16 protein-coding genes are annotated in these 17,776 nt (G+C 67.3%); 8 read left to right on the top strand and 8 right to left on the bottom strand.

Translation table 11 applies throughout. From position 1 onward, the window contains the following. Positions 1 to 43: 43 nt before the first annotated feature. Positions 44 to 976 carry a family 2A encapsulin nanocompartment shell protein gene (locus tag AC3WLY_RS01610; RefSeq protein ID WP_006479760.1) on the top strand — a complete coding sequence of 311 codons (933 nt, stop codon included), beginning with the start codon at positions 44 to 46 and terminating at the stop codon, positions 974 to 976. Further along, positions 951 to 2,963, top strand: coding sequence for a family 2A encapsulin nanocompartment cargo protein cysteine desulfurase (locus AC3WLY_RS01605; RefSeq protein WP_492309563.1), 2,013 nt, complete (start codon positions 951 to 953; stop codon positions 2,961 to 2,963). Before AC3WLY_RS01610 ends, AC3WLY_RS01605 begins: the two co-directional genes overlap by 26 nt. 64 nt (positions 2,964 to 3,027) lie before the next feature. Here AC3WLY_RS01605 and AC3WLY_RS01600 read toward each other — a convergent pair whose 3' ends face one another. The 7 genes from AC3WLY_RS01600 to AC3WLY_RS01570 form a co-directional block, all read right to left on the bottom strand. Beyond that, entirely contained in the window at positions 3,028 to 3,921 is an 894-nt protein-coding gene (locus tag AC3WLY_RS01600; protein WP_175960778.1) for an amino acid kinase family protein, read from the bottom strand. A 48-nt stretch (positions 3,922 to 3,969) separates the two neighbouring features. Beyond that, positions 3,970 to 4,491: a PTS sugar transporter subunit IIA gene (locus tag AC3WLY_RS01595; protein ID WP_175960776.1), complete on the bottom strand. Its 522-nt coding sequence runs from the start codon at positions 4,489 to 4,491 to the stop codon at positions 3,970 to 3,972. Positions 4,492 to 4,629: 138 nt separating this feature from the next. Further along, the gene (locus tag AC3WLY_RS01590; RefSeq protein WP_244137292.1) at positions 4,630 to 4,848 is read right to left on the bottom strand and encodes a hypothetical protein; all 219 of its coding nucleotides are present in this window, start codon (positions 4,846 to 4,848) and stop codon (positions 4,630 to 4,632) included. Between the two features lie 543 nt (positions 4,849 to 5,391). Further along, positions 5,392 to 6,006 (bottom strand): LysE family translocator, encoded by a 615-nt coding sequence (locus tag AC3WLY_RS01585; protein WP_175960775.1) that lies wholly within the window; start codon positions 6,004 to 6,006, stop codon positions 5,392 to 5,394. A gap of 178 nt (positions 6,007 to 6,184) precedes the next feature. Next, positions 6,185 to 7,825: a chaperonin GroEL gene (gene groL / locus AC3WLY_RS01580; RefSeq protein WP_425131861.1), complete on the bottom strand. Its 1,641-nt coding sequence runs from the start codon at positions 7,823 to 7,825 to the stop codon at positions 6,185 to 6,187. A 12-nt stretch (positions 7,826 to 7,837) separates the two neighbouring features. Further along, positions 7,838 to 8,128, bottom strand: a complete 291-nt coding sequence (locus tag AC3WLY_RS01575; protein WP_011356207.1) for a co-chaperone GroES — start codon at positions 8,126 to 8,128, stop codon at positions 7,838 to 7,840. A 153-nt stretch (positions 8,129 to 8,281) separates the two neighbouring features. Continuing rightward, positions 8,282 to 9,241 carry a LysR substrate-binding domain-containing protein gene (locus AC3WLY_RS01570; protein WP_492309562.1) on the bottom strand — a complete coding sequence of 320 codons (960 nt, stop codon included), beginning with the start codon at positions 9,239 to 9,241 and terminating at the stop codon, positions 8,282 to 8,284. Positions 9,242 to 9,356: 115 nt separating this feature from the next. On the opposite strand from AC3WLY_RS01570, the gene AC3WLY_RS01565 reads away from it, so the two are divergent. Genes AC3WLY_RS01565 through AC3WLY_RS01555 form a run of 3 tightly spaced genes read left to right on the top strand, consistent with a single transcriptional unit; the run spans position 9,357 to position 12,626 of the window. Beyond that, a complete protein-coding gene (locus AC3WLY_RS01565; protein WP_175960772.1) occupies positions 9,357 to 10,547 on the top strand; it encodes a M20 aminoacylase family protein in 1,191 nt (396 codons plus the stop codon). 53 nt (positions 10,548 to 10,600) lie between these two features. Next, positions 10,601 to 11,383, top strand: coding sequence for an ABC transporter substrate-binding protein (locus AC3WLY_RS01560; RefSeq protein WP_492309561.1), 783 nt, complete (start codon positions 10,601 to 10,603; stop codon positions 11,381 to 11,383). A 52-nt stretch (positions 11,384 to 11,435) separates the two neighbouring features. Then, positions 11,436 to 12,626 (top strand): porin, encoded by a 1,191-nt coding sequence (locus AC3WLY_RS01555; RefSeq protein ID WP_492309560.1) that lies wholly within the window; start codon positions 11,436 to 11,438, stop codon positions 12,624 to 12,626. Positions 12,627 to 12,670: 44 nt separating this feature from the next. On the opposite strand, the gene AC3WLY_RS01550 is transcribed toward AC3WLY_RS01555, so the two are convergent. Further along, on the bottom strand, positions 12,671 to 13,690 hold the full coding sequence (locus tag AC3WLY_RS01550) for a zinc-dependent alcohol dehydrogenase family protein (protein WP_492309559.1): 1,020 nt from the start codon (positions 13,688 to 13,690) through the stop codon (positions 12,671 to 12,673). Between the two features lie 126 nt (positions 13,691 to 13,816). On the opposite strand from AC3WLY_RS01550, the gene AC3WLY_RS01545 reads away from it, so the two are divergent. The 3 genes from AC3WLY_RS01545 to AC3WLY_RS01535 all read left to right on the top strand — a co-directional run bounded on the left by AC3WLY_RS01545 (position 13,817) and on the right by AC3WLY_RS01535 (position 17,731). Beyond that, entirely contained in the window at positions 13,817 to 14,728 is a 912-nt protein-coding gene (locus AC3WLY_RS01545) for a LysR family transcriptional regulator (RefSeq protein ID WP_492309558.1), read from the top strand. Between the two features lie 177 nt (positions 14,729 to 14,905). Further along, a complete protein-coding gene (locus AC3WLY_RS01540; RefSeq protein WP_492309557.1) occupies positions 14,906 to 15,625 on the top strand; it encodes an SDR family oxidoreductase in 720 nt (239 codons plus the stop codon). Positions 15,626 to 15,772: 147 nt separating this feature from the next. After that, positions 15,773 to 17,731 carry an arylsulfatase gene (locus tag AC3WLY_RS01535; protein WP_175960764.1) on the top strand — a complete coding sequence of 653 codons (1,959 nt, stop codon included), beginning with the start codon at positions 15,773 to 15,775 and terminating at the stop codon, positions 17,729 to 17,731. The last annotated feature ends 45 nt before the right edge of the window (positions 17,732 to 17,776 follow it).

The following is a 17,776-nucleotide window of genomic DNA, read 5'->3' as shown; positions in this document are numbered from 1 at the left end:
CATAAGCAATCCCGTTTTTCATCTTAAGAACCCGGAGCCACACATGTCGACCGTTGCAAGCGGCACGGCCGCGCTGAGCGATCACGCCGCCCGCCAACTAGCGAACGCTACCAAGACCGTCCCCCAGCTTTCCACGATCACGCCGCGCTGGCTGACCCATCTGCTGCAGTGGGTGCCGGTCGAGGCCGGCATCTACCGCTTGAACCAGGTGAAGAACCCGGAAGCCGTGCGTGCCGCATGCACGCAGCTCGAGGACGAAAGCGTGCTGCCGCAGACCTTCGTGCCGTACGAGGAACAACCGCGCGAATATTTCCTGAACGCGGTGAGCACGGTGCTCGACGTGCATACGCGGATCTCCGATCTTTACAGCAGTCCTCACGACCAGATCAAGGAACAGCTGCGCCTGACGATCGAGACGATCAAGGAGCTGCAGGAAAGCCAGCTGATCAACAACCCCGACTACGGGCTGCTGGCGAACGTGACCGACGAACAGCGAATCTTCCCGCTGACGGGCGCGCCGACGCCGGACGATCTCGACGAGCTGCTGACCAAGGTGTGGAAGGAGCCCGCGTTCTTCCTCACGCACCCGCTCGCGATCGCCGCGTTCGGCCGCGAATGCACGCGGCGCGGCGTGCCGCCGCCGACGGTCAGCCTGTTCGGCTCGCAGTTCCTCACGTGGCGCGGCATTCCGTTGATCCCGTCGGACAAGGTGCCGGTCGCGGACGGCAAGACCAAGATCCTGCTGCTGCGCGTCGGCGACAAGCGGCAGGGCGTCGTCGGCCTCTATCAGCCGGGCGTCGCGGGCGAGCAGGGGCCGGGCCTGTCGGTGCGCTTCATGGGGATCAACAATCAGGCGATCGCGTCGTACCTGATCTCGCTGTATTGCTCGCTCGCGGTCCATTCGCCGGATGCGCTGGCTGTCCTCGATGACGTCGAAATCGCCAAGTTCCATGACTATCCCGACACCTACCGTTAATCCCGGCCTGGCCGGCGGCGACGCGCACGCGCTGCCGCACGCGCCGCTGCCGGCAGGCTTGCCCGATCCCGCGACACTGGCGCGGCTTGCGTCCGAGTTCTTCTCGACGCCGCCCGGGCAGGCCACCGCGCCCGGGCTGTCGGCGGGCAGCGGTGCGGTCGGCGGCGTGCCGTCGGCATTGCCGGCCGCCGCGCCGATCCTCGCGTCGGTGAGCAACCCGGCGCCGGCCGGCTCGCCGCTCGCGGGGCCGGGCGGCACCGGCACCGGCGTGCCGGGTTTCGCGTTGCCGCAGGGCAAGGCGCCCGGCACGAACCTCGCGCCGTCCGCACCGACGCACGTGTTGTCGCTCGGCAATCGCGTGCCCGCGCTCGCGCCGCATGCGGCCGCGCAGAACGGGCTGCCAGACAACGTCGTGTCGATCGCGCCCGCGCTCGAGCCGCGCATCGGCGGCGCGGCGCTCGGCGTGCCGCAGGGCAATGCGGCGGCGTCGGAAGGCGCGGTGAAGGCAGCGCCGGCTGCGTCGCCGTACTACTTCACCGACGGTTCGCTGCAGGGCTGGCAGGCGACGCCGCAGGACATCGTCGTGCCGTCGAACGGCCTCGCGTCGCCGGAAGCGTTCGGGCTGCCGGGCGACGCTGCGCTGCGCGACCTGCTCGCCGTGCATCGCGACGTGCCGGTGTCGCGCGCATCGGGCGCGGACGTGCCGCGCTACTTCATCGACGATACGCATGCGGTCGAGCCGCACGGCAACCTGCATCGCGGCGCGCACCCGCCGTTCGACGTGAACGCGATTCGCCGCGATTTCCCGATCCTGCAGGAGCGCGTGAACGGCAAGCAATTGATCTGGTTCGACAACGCGGCGACGACGCACAAGCCGCAGGCCGTAATCGACCGCCTCGCGTATTTCTACGCACACGAGAACTCGAACATCCACCGCGCCGCGCATGCGCTGGCCGGTCGCGCGACGGATGCTTACGAGCATGCGCGGGACACCGTGCGGCGTTTCATCGGCGCGTCGTCGCCCGACGAGATCGTGTTCGTGCGCGGCACGACCGAGGCGATCAACCTGATCGCGAAGACGTGGGGCGTGCAGAACGTCGGCGAGGGCGACGAGATCGTCGTGTCGCATCTCGAGCATCACGCGAACATCGTGCCGTGGCAGCAGCTTGCCGCGCAAAAGGGCGCGAAGCTCCGCGTGATTCCGGTCGACGATTCGGGGCAGGTGCTGCTCGACGAATACCGGAAGCTGCTCAACGACCGCACGAAGATCGTGTCCGTCACGCAGGTGTCGAATGCGCTCGGCACGGTCGTGCCGGTGAAGGAGATCGTCGAGCTCGCGCATCGCGTGGGTGCGAAGGCGCTCGTCGACGGTGCGCAGTCGATCTCGCACATGCGCGTCGACGTGCAGGCGCTCGACGCGGATTTCTTCGTGTTCTCCGGACACAAGATCTACGGGCCGACCGGGATCGGCGTCGTGTACGGCAAGCGCGCGATCCTCGACGACATGCCGCCGTGGCAGGGCGGCGGCAACATGATCGCGGACGTGACGTTCGAGCGTACGGTGTTCCAGCCGCCGCCGAACCGCTTCGAGGCCGGCACCGGCAACATCGCGGATGCGGTCGGGCTCGGCGCGGCGCTCGACTACGTGAACCGTGTCGGCATCGAGAACATCGCTCGCTACGAGCACGACCTGCTCGCGTATGCGACGAGCGTGCTCGCGCCGGTGCCGGGTGTGCGGCTCGTCGGCACCGCGCGCGACAAGGCGAGCGTGCTGTCGTTCGTGCTGAAGGGCTATGAGACCGAGGAAGTCGGGCAGGCGCTGAACGAAGAGGGCATCGCGGTGCGCTCGGGGCATCACTGCGCGCAGCCGATCCTGCGGCGTTTCGGGCTCGAGGCAACGGTGCGGCCTTCGCTCGCGTTCTACAACACGTGCGACGAGGTCGATGCGCTCGTTCGTGTGGTGCGGCGTCTCGCGACACGGCGCTGACCGCTGACGTCGTTCGCTTGCGGCGGCCCTCGTGGGTTGCCGCAAGCGATTTCCTGCTACCCGATCAGAAACGCACGACCTGCTTCTGCTCGACGCTGAAGCCGTCGCGCAGCACGCACGCGGAATCGGCGAAGTAGCGGCGCGTTTCCGACAGCAGGTCGGTATTGCCGCGACGGCAGAACACCACGCCCGACCCTTCCTCAGTCAGCAGTTCGTCGATCAGCGATTCGGGTTGCCCGATATCGGCGAGATGGACGTTCTGCACGCCGTGCGCGAGCGCATCGAGCGCCTCCCGTATGCAGGGCGCCGCATCGGCTGCCGGATGCTCGGCGAGCCATTGCTCGAGTTCCGTGATGCCGTACAGCCCCGCGAGTTCGCCGAGTTCGCGCAGCAGCGCGCTTTCGACCATCATCACCAGCGTGACGGCGCCGGTGCGCTGCGCGAAGAGGCTGCCGATGCGTTCGGGGCGCAGCAGGCGATCCTGGCCTGCGTCGTCCGGCGCGACGGGCATCACGATGGGCACCAGCCCGTTCCCGAGAAACGCGTTCAACGCGGTGCCGTCGAATTGCGCGACCGGGCTCGTGTTCGCGCGGTCGGATTCGGCGCCGGCAATCAGCAGGCCGCCGTCGTGACCGTCGATGCCGATCGCCTTGACGCCGTGGCTGCCGATCGCGCGCACCAGTTCGTGGTTGATGTCGGCCAGCGCGGCGCGCGTGGCCTGGACCGGCTGCTTGCCGGACGCGGCCGGCACGCCCTGGACGACGACCGGACGAATGCCGGTGAGCGCGAGCAGCGCGACGTCCTGCGCGAATGCCTGGCGAGCGTGCGTATCGCTCGCGGCGCCGCCATCGACGATGACGACGGTCTGCCCGTGCAGGGCCTGCATGAACGGCAGCAAGCGAGCCAAGCCGGCCACGCGCCGTGACGCAAGAGCGGGACTTTCAGGGTCTGGGAACATGGGAATCCGAAATAATGATGGAAGTGCCTGTCGCCGCACGACGCGGCGTCAGTGCGTGCGTTGCATGAGCCGGTGAATCTCGCCGGGCGTCAGCGCGTCGCGCGACGCCTGCCGGAACGGGCGTTCGCTGAAGCACCGCGCCGCGTCGGCGAGCAGTTCGAGGTGTGCGCGGTCGTCCTCTTTCGGCAGGACCAGCACGATGAATTCGCGCACGGGCTTGCGGTCCGGCGCATTGAACGTGAACGGGGCCAGCGCGCGAACGAACAGCGCGACGGCCGAGCCGAGCCCGTCGACACGCGCATGCGGAATCGCGACGCCCTGGCCGAGGCCGGTCGAACCGAGCCGTTCGCGCCTCGCCAGTTCGGTCCGGATCCGTTCCGCGGAAACTCCGCTGCTGCGCGCGACGTATCGCGCGGCGAGGTCGAACAACTGGATCGCGCTTTCGACCGGCACGTCGAGCAGGATGTTGTCCGGCGGACAGGCATCCGCCAGCCGGGTCGCGAGCGGCAAGCCGCCGCGTCGATGGGGAAGGTCGGGTTGGCCGCCGACGGCGGCCTGCTGCGTTTGCATGCGGATCTCTCCGTGTCGTGATGACACGGAAATCCTAGACACATCCGCGTAAAGACGGTGTCAGAGACGCGGGGGGCGGCATTAAAATTTCGTATCGATTGCGGCGTGGCTTGCGCCGCGTGCGCGATACGGACGTCTTCACGTGCCCGACAGGACGAACGGCAGCGTCGTCAGCAGAAAGACCGAAATGCCGACGACCGGCGCGCCGAACGCGATGGCGGCGAACGCCACCGCGGCGCTGGTCAGCACGAGCGTTCTCGACCGCCGGCGGTGCCGGTCGTGCGCAGTTGCCTTGTCTTCGCGGATGGCATCGGCCCGCGCGCCGATCACGTGTTTCCAGAACGTCAAGCCAAGCATGATTGCTCCTGTATGAAAGACGATCGAGACGCGGCGCGCAATGCGCCGTGCAAACGTGTCAGCAGCGCCTGAGCTTCAGCACGCGTGAGATCTGCCCGGACGTGAAGCCGCTGTTGCGCACGTAAGGCGCGCAGTCGAGTGGTGCGGTCGGCGGTTCGCTGACGACTGACCGTATCGCCATGCCGGATGCGGGCAGGCGATCGATCATTGCCGGGGCGGCGGATCGATCGCGCGTCGTTGCAGGGGATTTGCCGCGAGCACACGCCTGAGCGCACGATGCGCGATTACCGCATCGACGTCGTATTCAAGCGTGCGCGGATGTGACTACGGCGCGCACCGTCCGCCTGTCGGCAGGACGGCGGCTCGGGAAAGAGAGACGCAGGCGCCCTGCCTGTCAGGCAGAAAAGCAACTCGGGGGACGAGGACTTCGGATGCGCATGTCGCGTGCTCGGTGGTGGATTGCGAACACATTCTAGTGAACGCACACGCGGGCGCAAGTAAAAAGGTCGTAAAGGTGTGAGGGCAATGCGTCAGGCACGTCGCTCAACGCCCGGCGAGCATCCGGCCGCCGACGCCCATCAGCAGCAAGCCGGCCGTCGTATCGAGCACGGCCTTGCGTCGAACCAGCAGCCGGCGCACCGACGGGTGCGACGCCAGCAGCGCCATCGCGCAATACCACGCGCACGATATCGCGATCGACAACGCGACGACCGCGAGATCGAGCCATGCCGGCGCGTGGGTCGGCACCATCAGCGCGAAGATACTGCCGTAGAACGCGACGGATTTCGGGTTCGTCATGCTGACGACGTAGCCCTTTTTCGCGGCGTGCCAGTCGGAGGCAGTGGCCGGTGCGGAAACGGGCAATGGCTTGCGTGCGGTCAGAATCATTTTCAGGCCGAGCCAGATCAGGTAGCCGGCACCCGCAAGCCGCAGTGCGGTGTGTATCCACGCCACGTGGGTCACGAGCAGGCTCAGCCCGGCGATCGCGATCGCAGCCCAGGTACCGGACGCGGCGGCCAGTCCAAGCCCCGTCATCACGCCGGCGCGGCGCGATGCGACAGCGGTCGCCGTGACGATCACGAAGTTCGGGCCCGGGCTGGCGACGCTCAGCAGCAGGACGCCGGCGAGCGGGAGCAAGACGTTGACGGTGGTCGACATGGCGTGGAAGACGGCGCGGCGGGATGGGCCTTTATCTTACCCGAGCGCTGCAACGGGCCTGCGCACCACGGTGTTGCGTCGATCCCAAACAAAAAAACGCGTGACGACTTCCGTCGCCACGCGTTGCATGTTTCCGCAAGACAGCGCATGCCGGCGAACCATCACGCGCGGCGCATCGTCAGAAATCGAACCCCGGCCCGCCCGCACCGGGGCCGCCCGGCGTCGCGGCCGGCGCCGCATCCTTCGGTGCTTCGAACACGGTTGCATCGGTCGTCAGCAGCAGCCCGGCGACCGATGCCGCGTTCTGCAGCGCGGTGCGCGTGACCTTGGTCGGATCGAGTACGCCCGATTCGACGAGATCGCCGTACTCGCCCGTCTGCGCGTTGTAGCCGAAGTTGCCCGAGCCTTCCGCGACCTTCGCGACGACGACGCTCGCTTCCTCGCCCGCATTCGCGACGATCTGGCGCAGCGGTTCCTCGAGCGCGCGCAGCACGATCTTGATGCCCGCATCCTGGTCGGCGTTCACGCCCTTCAGCTCGCGGATCGCCTGCCGCACGCGGATCAGTGCGACGCCGCCGCCCGGCACGATGCCTTCCTCGACGGCCGCGCGCGTCGCGTGCAGCGCGTCGTCGACGCGATCCTTCTTCTCCTTCACCTCGATCTCGGTCGCACCGCCGACCTTGATCACCGCAACGCCGCCCGCGAGCTTCGCGACGCGTTCCTGCAGTTTTTCGCGGTCGTAGTCCGACGTCGCTTCGTCGATCTGCACGCGGATCTGCTTCACGCGCGCTTCGATGTTCTTCGCATCGCCCGCGCCGTCGATCACGGTCGTGTTTTCCTTGCCGACCTCGATGCGCTTCGCCTGGCCGAGTTCGGCGAGCGTCGCCTTCTCGAGCGTCAGGCCCGTTTCCTCGGCGATGACCTGCCCGCCGGTGAGGATCGCGATGTCCTCGAGCAGCGCCTTGCGGCGATCGCCGAAGCCCGGCGCCTTGACGGCAACCGTCTTCAGGATCCCGCGGATGTTGTTCACGACGAGCGTCGCGAGCGCCTCGCCTTCGACATCTTCCGCGATGATCAGCAGCGGCCGGCCCGACTTCGCGACCTGTTCGAGCACCGGCAGCAGGTCGCGGATGTTCGAGATCTTCTTGTCGTGCAGCAGGATGTACGGGTTCTCGATCTCGGCGATCTGCTTGTCGGGATTGTTGATGAAGTACGGCGACAGGTAGCCGCGATCGAACTGCAGCCCCTCGACGACGTCGAGCTCGTCGGCGAGCGACTTGCCGTCCTCGACGGTGATCACGCCTTCCTTGCCGACGCGGTCGATCGCTTCGGCGATGCGCTGGCCGATCGATTCCTCGCCGTTCGCGGAGATCGTCGCGACCTGCGCGATCTCCTTGCTCGTGGTGGTCGGCCTGCTGATCTTCTTCAGCTCGTCGACGGCCGCTGCGACGGCCTTGTCGATACCGCGCTTCAGGTCGAGCGGGTTGAGCCCGGCCGCGACGTATTTCTGGCCTTCGCGCACGATCGCCTGTGCGAGCACGGTGGCCGTGGTCGTGCCGTCGCCGGCTGCGTCGCTGGTGCGCGACGCGACTTCCTTCACGAGCTGCGCGCCGATGTTCTGCAGCTTGTCCGCGAGTTCGATTTCCTTCGCGACCGATACGCCGTCCTTCGTGACGACCGGCGCGCCGAAGCTGCGTTCGAGCACCACGTTGCGGCCCTTCGGCCCGAGCGTGACCTTCACCGCATTCGCGAGAATGTTCACGCCTTCGGTCAGCTTCGCCCGTGCGACGTCGCTGAAAATGATTTCCTTCGCTGCCATGATTGCGCTCCGTTATTGATTGACGACCGCGACGATGTCTTCCTCGCGCAGGACGAGGAACTCATTGCCGTCCACCTTGACGGCCTGGCCCGCGTACTTGCCGAACAGCACGCGCTCGCCGACCTGCAGGTCGGGCACGATGCGCTGGCCGTCCGCGTCCTTGCGGCCGGGGCCGACGGCGATCACTTCACCCTGGTCGGGCTTCTCTGCGGCGCTGTCGGGGATCACGATGCCCGACGCGGTGGTGGTTTCCTGGTCGAGTCGCTTCACGATGACGCGGTCGTGCAAGGGGCGTAGGCTCATCTTTTCGTCCTGTGCTGTTCTGTCGAAATTGGCTGGCACTCTTTGGGAGAGAGTGCTGACGAGTATAAAAACGCTCGGCGGCGCGATCCAATAACGGATTCGGAAAAGCATTCGCGCGGATGCGCTATGGACGGGAGACGGGCGGGGCGGAGATCAGATCAGCAGCGATACCGTCCTGAACAGCGCGAGATCCTCCCTGCGCGCGGAGCGCGCATGCCTGCGGATCACGTGCAGCAGGCAGTCGATGAAGCAGCGAGCGGCGTCGCTCAGCGTGCTGCTGCGGCGCGTGACGATCCCGAGGTCGCGCGGCTCGAACGTCTCCTTCAGTTGCAACGGCCGCATCCGTTCGCCGAACGGCGGCACGGCCGCGAGTACCGTCGGGCACCACGTGCACATGTCGGCCTGCTCGAGCATCGTCTGCAGCATCGCGACCGACTGCGCGCGCACGATGCGCCGTTCGTCGATCCGTGCGCCGTGGCGCGTGAACAGGTAGTCGACGAGCGCGGCTTGCCCGTCGGCCGCGAAATTCAGCACCCAGTCGTTGTCGAGCAGGTCGTGGATCGATCGTGCGCGTTCGCGCGGATGGCCGGCGCGCACCATGACCGAGGTCTCGTAGCGCAGCATCGGCTCGAACGCGAATTCCTGCGTGCCGCCCGGTTGCACGTGCCCGAGCGCGAAGTCCATGCTGCCGTCGCGCAGCAGCGGCTGTGCGACGGCCATCAGCGCTTCGTAGAGTTCGAGGCGCACGTCGGGCATCCGCTCGCGAAAACGCAGCACGGCTTCCGCGAGGAACGTCATCGTGAGCCACGGCGTGACGCCGATGCTCAGCCGGCCCTCGACGCGGCCGCGCATGCGTTCGAGATCGCTCTGCGCGTGTTCGAGCTGCTTCAGCACGAGCTTCGCGTGCGTGAGCAGCGTCTTTCCGTATTCGGTGAAGCCGATGCCCTCCGGCGCACGCACGAGCAGCGGCAGGCGCTCGCTCGCCTCCAGCTCGCGCAGCGCGCGCGTGACGGCCGCCTGCGACAGCCCGAGCGTGCGTGCCGCGCCGCGGATGCTGCCGGCCTCCGCGCTCGCGACGAGCGCCTGCAACTGATGCAGCTTGATGTTGCTCATGGTGCGATACCCGACAACGAAAGGTTGTCATCATAACGAAACCGAGGCTGGTCGCCGGGATTTTCGCTGCATACGATTCGGCCACGATCGGTCATCCGGGCGATCGACGACCGGAATGCATTCAGGAGAATCGGGGTTGGACCAGAAACATATTCATCCGGAAATAACGGCCATCGAGGCGGAGATGATCGCGCTGCGTCATCGGCTGCACGCGCATCCCGAACTTGGCTTCGAGGAGCACGCGACAAGCGATCTCGTTGCCGATTGCCTGACAACGTGGGGTTATCGGGTGACGCGCGGGCTCGGCGGCACGGGCGTGGTCGGCACGCTGACGCGCGGCGCCGGGAAACGGCTCGGATTGCGCGCGGACATGGACGCGCTGCCGATCCGCGAGACAACCGGGCTGCCGCATGCGAGCCGGCGCGACGGCGTGATGCACGCGTGCGGCCATGATGGCCACACGGCGATGCTGCTTGCGGCGGCCCGCTGTCTTGCGGGGCGCGCGCGCTTCGCGGGCACATTGAACCTGATTTTCCAGCCGGCCGAAGAAGGGCTCGGCGGCGCGAAGCGGATGATCGACGACGGACTGTTCACGCAATTTCCGTGCGATGCCGTGTTCGCGATGCATAACGTGCCGGGCCTGCCGGCCGGCGTGCTCGGCTTCTGCGACGGGGCGGCGATGGCGTCGGCCGACGAGGTGTGCGTGCGCGTGATCGGGCGCGGCGGGCATGGCGCCGCGCCGCACACGACGATCGATCCGGTGGTCGTGTGCGCGTCGATCGTGATGGCGTTGCAGACGGTCGTGTCGCGCAACGTGAATCCGCAGGAACTGGCGATCGTCACGGCCGGCTCGATCCATGCGGGCACCGCATCGAACGTGATCCCGCCGCATGCGGACCTTGAACTCAGCGTGCGTGCGCTGTCGCCGGACGTGCGCGCGCTGCTGGAGCGACGCATCCGCGAGATCGTGGATGGGCAGGCCGCGAGTTACGGCGCGACGGCCGAGATCGACTATCGATACGGCTATCCGGTGCTCGTCAATCACGCGGCGGAAACGGCGTTCGCGCGCGACGTGGCCCGCGAATGGGGCGGCGACGCGGCGCTGATTCCGCATCTGCGGCCGATCGCGGCGAGCGAGGATTTCGCATTCATGCTCGAGGCGTGCCCGGGCAGCTACCTGTCGATCGGCAACGGCGACGGCACGGCTGGATGCGGGCTGCACAACCCGGGCTACGACTTCAACGATGCTTGCCTCGCGACGGGTGCGAGCTACTGGACCGCGCTCGCGGAGCGATACCTCGGGTGATGCGGCTGCACGATTTCGGGTCACGATTCACGATTTACACAAGGAGACGGGCAATGAAACAGTGGATGGCGGCGCTCGCGGTAGCGCTGGCGGCAGGATCGGTGCATGCGGGCGACTGGACGGACAAGGAGATTCGCCTCGCGGTCGATCCGACTTACCCGCCGCTCGAATACAAGCTGCCCGACGGCACGCTGACGGGCTTTGGGATCGATATCACGAATGCATTGTGCGCGGAGCTGCACGCGCGCTGCGTGTGGGTCGAGTCGAGCTTCGACGGGATGATCCCGGGGCTGCTCGCGCGCAAGTTCGACGTGATCGCGTCGTCGATGACGATCACGCCGAAGCGGATGCAGCAGATCGCGTTCACGAACCGCATCTCGAATGCACCCGCCCGGCTGATCGCGCGCAAGGGCACGCCGCTGCTGCCGACGGCCGAATCGCTGAAAGGCAAGCGCGTGGGCGTCGAGCAGGGTTCCGCGCAGGCCGACTACGCGGTCGCGAACTGGCAGCCGGCCGGCGTGCAGATCGTGTCGTACCAGAACCAGGATCAGGTGTACGCCGATCTCGTGACGGGGCGGCTCGACGCGGCGTTCCAGGCATCGATCGCGGCCAGCGACGGCTTTCTGAAGAAGCCGCAGGGCAAGGACTTCATGTTCGCCGGCGCGCCGATCGACGACGCGAAGTACTTCGGGCAGGGCGACGGCCTCGGGTTGCGCAAGCAGGACCACGACCTGCGCGACGCATTCAACCGCGCGCTCGCAACGATTCTCGCGAACGGCACGTACCAGCGGATCAACCGGAAGTATTTCGACTTCGATATCTACGGCACGAAGTAAGCAGCAGCGCACGCAATGTGCGCGATCGACCATAAATAAATAAGGATTACGGATGAACTGGAGATCGATTTTTGTCGCGCTTCCGGCGCTGTGCGCAGCGCCCGCGTTCGCGTTCGCGCAAGGCAGCGTCACGCTCTATGGCCTCGTCGATGCGGGAATCGACTATACGAACAACGTTGGCGGGCACAGTGCGTGGCAGATGGCGAGCGGCTTCGCGCAGGGCAGCCGCTGGGGGCTGAAGGGCACCGAGGACCTGGGCGGCGGCTACAGCGCGCTGTTCCAGATCGAGAATGGCTTCAACGTGAACAGCGGCACGCTTGCGCAGGGCGGCCGCATGTTCGGGCGTCAGGCCTACGTCGGGCTCGGCAGCACGCGCTTCGGCACGTTGACGCTCGGCCGGCAATACGATTCGGTCGTCGACTATCTCGCGCCGACGACCGCGAACGGGAGCTGGGGCGTCTATCCGTTCTCGCACCCGCTCGACAACGACAACACCGGCAACACGTTCCGCACGAACAATACCGTGAAGTATGCGAGTCCGGATTTCTCCGGCTTCTCGTTCGGCGGCACGTACAGCTTCAGCAACGACACGGGTTTCGCGAACAACCGGGTCTGGAGCGTCGGCGCGCAGTACGAGCAGGGTGGCCTGCTCGTCGGTGCGGCGTTCCTGAACGCGGACAACCCGGGCGCAACATCGGGCGGTGCGATCGCGGGTTCCGGGTCGGTCGGCGCCGATGCGAACTTCGCGTCGGCACGGCTGCGGATCTTCGGGGCGGGCATCAACTACACCGCAGGGCCCGCGACGGTCGGATTCGCGTACACGAACAGCAACGTCACGCGGCCGACCGCGAACGTCGGCTACCTGTTCGGCGACGAAACGATCGCACCGGTGACCGGGCCGCTTGCGGGTGGTGCGGTGACGTCGATCAAGTATCAGAACTTCGAAGTGAACGGCAAGTATCAGTTCACGCCGGCGTTGTTCGTCGGCGCGCAATATGTGTACACGACGGTGCGCTACGACGCGACGACCGGCGCCGCGAAGCCGAGGATTCATTCGATCGGGTTGATGGCCGACTACAACCTGTCGAAGCGCACGGATGTGTATCTGATGGGCGCGTATCAGCGGATCGCAGGAGACGCGACCGGCTCGTCGCTCGATCAGGCGTATATCCCGGGCGCGGCCGATCTGTCGTCGACGTCGAAGCAGTTGATGGTGCATGCGGGGATTCGGCACAAGTTCTGATGGAACCCGCCGGAAAGAAGGCGGCGGCCCGCCGCCTTCATCCATCACGAAGCGACGCGAATCACGACCTTGCCGAAATGCTGTCCCGACTGCAGGTACGCATACGCTTGCGGCGCTTCGTCGAAGCCGAACACGCGATCGACCACCGGCTTGATCCGCTTCGCATCGACGAACCGCACGACGTCGTCGAGCATCGCGCGGCTGCCGACCATGATCCCGTGCAATTGCCGAATGCCGCCGATCAGCGAAAGCAGCCCGAGTTCGGGGCCGCCGAAGCCGCTGACGCCGCCGATCACCGACACGATGCCGCCCAGCTTCGTCGCGGCGACCGAGCGCGGCAGCGTGTCGTGTCCGCCGACTTCCAGGACGAGATCCGCGCCCGCGCCGCCGGTGAGCCGCAGCACCTCGTGCTCCCACTCGGGCGTCGCGCGATAGTTGATCGTTGCATCCGCACCGAGTGCGCGGGCGCGTTCGAGCTTCGCATCGCTCGACGACGTGACGATCGTGCGCAACCCCGCCGCGTGCGCGAGCTGCAGCGCGACGATCGAGACGCCCCCCGTGCCGAGCAGCACGACGGTTGAGCCCGGCCCCGCGCCTCCGTCGGCGAACAGCGCATTCCACGCGGTGATGCCCGCGCACGACAGCGTCGCCGCTTCGTCGTAGTCGAGATGCGCGGGAATCGCGACCAGCGCCGCTTCGTCGGACACGAAGTGCTCGGCCAGCACGCCGTCGAATTGCGCGCCGGGGGAACCCGAGACCTTCTGCGGCGTGGGCGGCCCGTCGATCCAGCGCGGGAAGTACGTGTTGATCACGCGATCGCCCGGCTTGAAGCGCGTGACGTCGCGGCCGGTTTCGACGACTTCGCCGGCGCCGTCGGCAACAGGAATCAACGCGTCCTTGCCGATGCCGAGATAGTCGCCGCGCGCGAACATCAGGTCGCGGTAGTTCAGTCCTGCCGAGTGGATCTTCACGACGAGGTCGGTCGGCCCGACGGGCCGGCGTGTCGCGTCGATGCGCCGGAGCCCGGCAGCGCCGTCGCCGGGTTTGACTTGCCATGCGTGCATGTCGACTCCTTTTCGAGATAGGTAGAACTATCATAGTGTTGCGCACGGGGACGCATTGGCGAGAATTCGGCCACTGACTGTCGCCGTCATGGACACAAACCTGTCATCCAACCGGAGCGGAATCGCATGGACGAGCGTTTGAGAGGCGTCGCCGAATTCGTCGACGTCGTGGAGTCGGGCAGCTTCGCGGCGGCGGCGCTGCGCATCGGCGTCACGCGTTCGGCGATCGCGAAGGTCGTCGCGCGGCTCGAACGCCGTCTCGGCGCGCGGCTGCTGCAGCGCACGACGCGCCAGCTCAGCCTGACCGACGAAGGGCTCGTCTATTACGAGCAGTGCCGCCGGCTGCTGGCCGAACTCGGCGAAACGGAGGCCGCGCTCGACGCGGGCCGGCGCGAGCCGTCGGGGCGGCTGCGCATCAGCGTGCCCGTGCTGTTCGGGCGGCAATGCGTTGCGCCCGTCATGCGGCGCCTCGTCGAGCGTCATCCGCGGCTCGAGATCGACGTGTCGTTCAGCGATCGCCTGGCCGACCTGATCAACGACGGTTTCGACGTCGCGGTGCGCATCGGCGAGCTTGCGGATACGAGCACGCTCGTCGGGCGGCGGCTTGGCGTACAGCGGATGGGCATTTGCGCATCGCCCGCGTATCTCGAACGTCACGGCCGGCCGACGGGGCTCGACGAACTCGGGTCGCACGTCGGCATCGCATATTCGCGCGGCGGGCAGCCGGCACCATGGCGGATCATCGGTGCGGACGGCGCGGTGCACGACCACCGCGCGGCCGGCCGCCTGCGATTCGACGACCTGCAGGCGATCGCCGATGCGGCCGCTGCCGGCGCGGGCCTCGCGTGGCTGCCGTGCTGGCTGATGGCGCCTTACCTGCGCGACGGCCGCCTCGTGCTCGTGATGGACAGCAACAGCGTGTCGGGCGCCGAGGTGTTCGCGGTGCGGCCGTCGTCGCGCCACGTGCCGTCGAAGGTGCGGGTCGTCATCGATGCGCTCGTCGACGAGATTCCGCGGATGCTGGCGTCGGAAGACTGAGGCGGGAAGGCGACCCGCACAAGCGCGCACCGCATCCGGGCGGAGCGGCTGAACGATGCGGGCGTGGCGACCGTACGCGTTTTTCCGATCCGATGCACAATCGTCCGGAACGCGGATGCGCCGCGTGGCTGCATACGCATCGCGACTTCTTCGATTCCTTCCACACAGGCACGAATCATGTCATCCCGCACCTACCTCGTCACAGGCGCGTCGCGCGGCATCGGCTTCGCGGTCAGCACATTTCTGGCGCAGCGCGGCCATCGCGTCATCGGCCTAGCGCGGCATGCGCAGGGCATCGATTTCCCCGGCGAATTGCTCGCGTGCGATCTTGCCGACATCGAACGGACGGCGGCAACGCTCGCGCGCATCAGCGAGCGGCACGACGTCGACGGCATCGTCAACAACGCCGGCATCGTGTTGCCGCAGCCGCTCGGGCAGATCGATTTCGGGTCGCTGCAGGCGGTGTTCGATCTGAACGTGCGTGCCGCGATCCAGGTCACTCAGCACTTTGCGGATGCGATGAAGGCGCGCGGTCGCGGGCGCATCGTCAACATCTGCAGCCGCGCGATTTTCGGCAGCCTCGATCGCACCGCGTATTCGGCCGCGAAGAGCGCACTCGTCGGCTGCACGCGCACGTGGGCGCTCGAACTGGCCGAGCATGGCGTGACCGTCAACGCGGTCGCGCCGGGCCCGATCGAGACCGAACTGTTCCGACAGACGCGGCCGGTCGGCAGCGAAGCCGAACGCAAGGTGCTCGCGACGATTCCCGCGCGCCGGCTCGGCACGCCCGATGACGTGGCGGCCGCGATCGCGTTCTTCCTGTCCGACGAAGCCGGTTTCGTCACGGGGCAGGTGCTGGCCGTGGACGGCGGCGGCAGCCTCGGCGGGCGCAGCTGACGCATCGCGGCGCGGGCCGCGCCAAACGGCCTGCATCGGGCCCGCATCGCATATTCCCGCACCCCGTTAGCATGTGACGAATCCGACTTTGGGCGCCGCGCGCGCGAAGATAAGATCGCCGATCCCGTAGATCGAGCGTTCACGATAATGAAAAAGTCCGCGTCGCCGTTGCATGCTTTCCGTTTCCGTGTCGTCTGCGCCGCGATCGCCGGCGCGGTGTCGCTCGCATCGTGCGGCGGCGTCGACAGCGATCCGCCGCCTCCGCAGGCCGGCACGACACCGCCGCAGGCCGCAAAGCGCCCGAACATCCTGTACATCATGGCCGACGATCTCGGCTATTCCGACATCCATGCATTCGGCGGCGAGATCAACACGCCGAACCTCGACGCGCTCGTCGCATCGGGCCGCATCCTGTCGAACCATCACACGGGCACCGTGTGCGCGATCACGCGTGCGATGCTGGTGTCCGGCACCGATCACCATCTCGTCGGCGAAGGCACGATGGGCGTGCCGACCGACGAGCGGCGCGGGCTGCCCGGCTACGAGGGCTACCTGAACGACCGTGCGCTGTCGTTCGCACAACTGCTGAAGGACGCCGGCTACCACACCTATATCGCGGGCAAGTGGCACATCGGCTCGGGGATCGTCGGCAGTGCGACGGGCAGTGGGCAGACGCCCGACCAGTGGGGCTTCGAGCGCAGCTACGTGCTGCTCGGCGGCGCGGCGACCAACCACTTCGCGCACGAGCCGGCCGGCTCGTCGAACTACACGGAGGACGGCCGTTACGTGCAGCCTGGTCAGCCCGGGCAGCCGGGCGGTACGGGCGGCAGCCCGGCCGTGTTCTATTCGACCGATTTCTATACGCAGAAGCTGATCTCGTACATCGATTCGAACCAGCGCGACGGCAAGCCGTTCTTCGCATATGCGGCGTACACGTCGCCGCACTGGCCGCTGCAGGTGCCCGAACCGTGGCTGCACAAGTACGCGGGCGTCTATGACGCCGGCTACGACGCGATCCGCAACGCGCGGATCGCGCGGCAGAAAGCGCTCGGCCTGATTCCCGCCGACTTCAAGCCGTTCGACGGCGTGCCCGAAACGACGGCGGCGTCGCCCGCGACCGCGAACAACGGCACCGCGAGCGCGAAATACATCAGCGCGGTGCATCCGGCCGCGGACGGCTACAGCGACTACGGCACCGGCAAGGTCGACAAGCTGTGGTCGAGCCTGTCGCCGGCCGAGCGCCGTGCGCAGGCGCGCTACATGGAGATCTACGCGGGGATGGTCGAGAACCTCGACTACAACATCGGCCTGCTGATCCAGCACCTGAAGGACATCGGCGAATACGACAACACGTTCATCATGTTCCAGTCGGACAACGGCGCGGAAGGCTGGCCGATCGATTCCGGCGCGGACCCGACGGCGACCGACACCGCGAACGCGCAGGAGCCGACCTATTCGGCGCTCGGCACCGACAACGGCAAGCAGAACGCGCAGCGCCTGCAGTACGGGCTGCGCTGGGCCGAAGTGAGCGCGTCGCCGTTCCGGCACACGAAGGGCTACTCGGCCGAAGGCGGCGTATCGACGCCGACGATCGTGCGCCTGCCGGGCCAGTCGCAGCAGTTGCCGACGCTGCGCGCGTTCACGCACGTGACCGACAACACGGCGACCTTCCTCGCGGTCGCGGGCGTCACGCCGCCGTCGCAGCCGGCGCCGCCGCTCGTCAACACGCTGACGGGCGTCGACCAGAACAAGGGCAAGGTGATCTACAACAACCGCTACGTGTACCCGGTCACGGGCCAGTCGCTGCTGCCGGTGCTCACCGGTTCGGCGACGGGCGAGGTGCATACGGCGCCGTTCGGCGACGAAGCATACGGCCGCGCGTACCTGCGCAGCGCCGACGGGCGCTGGAAGGCGCTGTGGACCGAGCCGCCGCTCGGGCCGCTCGACGGTCACTGGCAGCTTTACGACCTCGCATCGGATCGCGGCGAGACGACCGACGTGTCGGCGCAGAACCCGTCGGTGATCGGCACGCTCGTCGACCAGTGGAAGACGTACATGAGCAACGTCGGCGGCGTCGAGCCGCTGCGTCCGCGCGGTTATTACTGAGCGCCCCCGGGCCTGTCGCTTCGCTCCAGGGCCCCCGACGGGGCA

This window comes from Burkholderia sp. FW306-1C-G01B (assembly GCF_058781685.1).
Note: the sequence above shows the minus strand (reverse complement) of the source record. Positions and strands in the feature narration are given on the sequence as shown.